Genomic DNA, 2,114 nt, shown 5'->3' on the forward strand with positions numbered 1-2,114 from the left:
ATACTCCATTAGATAGCCACGGTGCCTACTCTGGTTCTGCCATGCAGTTTGGCGATCAGTTGTTCCTATTTTATACTGGAAATGTCCGTGATGAAAACTGGATCCGTCACCCCTACCAGATCGGGGCTCTTTTAGATAAGGATGGCAAGATTACAAAAATTGACAAGATCTTGATTGACCAGCCATCAGACTCTACTGATCACTTCCGTGACCCACAAATTTTCAACTTTAAGGGGCAATATTATGCTATCGTGGGTGGACAGGACTTGGAGAAAAAAGGCTTTGTTCGTCTCTACAAGGCTATAGATAATGATTACACCAACTGGCAAGCAGTTGGTGACCTAGACTTTGCCAACGACCGTACTGCCTATATGATGGAATGTCCAAATCTGGTCTTTATCGGTGAACAACCTGTACTTCTCTACTGCCCGCAAGGATTGGATAAGAGTGTTCTAGACTATGATAATATCTATCCAAACATGTACAAAATCGGGGCTTCTTTTGATCCTGAAAATGCTAAAATGGTAGATGTCTCTCCATTGCAAAATCTAGACTATGGTTTCGAAGCCTATGCAACGCAAGCCTTCAACGCTCCAGACGGACGCTCTCTAGCAGTTAGTTGGCTTGGACTACCAGATGTAGTCTACCCATCTGATCGTTTTGACCACCAAGGAACTTTCTCATTGGTCAAGGAACTCACTATCAAAGATGGCAAACTCTACCAATACCCTGTCGCAGCTATCAAGGACCTTCGTGTCTCTGAAGAACCCTTTTCAAATCGTGCTCAAACCAATAACAGCTATGAACTCGAGCTCAACTTGGAAGCCAATAGCCAGAGCGAGATTGTCTTACTTGCCGACAAAGAAGGCAAGGGACTTTCAATCAACTTTGACCTTGTAAATGGTCAAGTGACAGTGGATCGTAGCCAGGCTGGTGAGCAGTACGCCCAAGAATTTGGAAGCACTCGTTCTTGCCCAATCGACAAGCAAACTACTACTGCTAACATCTTCATCGACAATTCTGTTTTTGAAATTTTTATCAATAAAGGAGAAAAAGTATTTTCTGGTCGCGTCTTTCCGAATGCCGATCAAAATGGTATCCTGATCAAATCTGGAAACCCAACCGGAACCTACTATGAATTAGATTATGGTCGCAAAACTAACTGATGTCGCAAAACTTGCTGGTGTCAGCCCTACTACCGTTTCTCGGGTTATCAATAAAAAAGGTTATCTGTCTGAAAAAACCATTCTCAAGGTCAATGAAGCCATGAGAGAATTGGGCTATAAGCCCAACAATTTAGCTCGTAGCCTCCAAGGAAAATCAGCTAAGTTGATTGGCTTAATTTTCCCAAATATTTCCAATGTTTTCTATGCAGAATTGATTGATAAGTTGGAACACCAACTCTTTAAAAATGGATACAAGACCATCATCTGTAACAGCGAGCACGACTCTAAGAAGGAACGGGAGTACATCGAAATGCTAGAGGCCAATCAGGTCGACGGTATCATTTCTGGTAGTCATAACTTGGGAATTGAAGACTACAATCGTGTAACAGCGCCAATCATTTCCTTTGACCGAAACTTGTCTCCAGACATTCCTGTTGTCTCCTCTGACAACTACGGTGGCGGGGTTCTCGCTGCCCAAACCTTGGTCAAGACAGGTGCCCAGTCTATTATCATGATTACAGGGAATGACAATTCCAATTCGCCTACTGGACTGCGTCATGCTGGTTTTGCCTCTGTACTCCCAAAAGCGCCTATTATCAATGTTTCGAGTGACTTTTCTCCCGTCAGAAAGGAAATGGAAATCAAGAATATCTTGACTCATCAGAAACCAGATGCTATCTTTGCTTCAGATGATCTGACAGCCATCTTGGTTATCAAAATAGCTCAGGAACTGGGAATCTCTGTTCCTGAAGAGCTCAAAGTCATCGGCTATGATGGGACTTACTTTATCGAAAACTACTACCCTCAACTGGCGACCATCAAGCAACCCTTGGAAGAGATTGCCCAACTCACTGTTGATCTTCTCTTGCAGAAGATCGAAGGCAAGGAAGTCGCGACAACTGGTTACTTCTTACCAGTCACCCTATTACCTGGAAAAAGTATTTAAGT

General features: G+C 43.2%; 2 protein-coding genes. Both read left to right on the forward strand.

Going from position 1 to position 2,114, the window contains the following annotated elements:
- Positions 1-1,166: sucrose-6-phosphate hydrolase (locus GMD1S_RS10210; RefSeq protein WP_000318486.1), on the forward strand; the 1,166-nt coding region annotated here is incomplete at its 5' end.
- Positions 1,147-2,112 (forward strand): LacI family DNA-binding transcriptional regulator, encoded by a 966-nt coding sequence (locus GMD1S_RS10215; RefSeq protein WP_000225979.1) that lies wholly within the window; start codon positions 1,147-1,149, stop codon positions 2,110-2,112. The genes GMD1S_RS10210 and GMD1S_RS10215, both read left to right, overlap by 20 nt.
- Positions 2,113-2,114: the final 2 nt, after the last annotated feature.

The sequence above is a fragment of the Streptococcus sp. GMD1S genome (assembly GCF_000296875.1).
In the GTDB taxonomy this organism is placed as follows: domain Bacteria; phylum Bacillota; class Bacilli; order Lactobacillales; family Streptococcaceae; genus Streptococcus.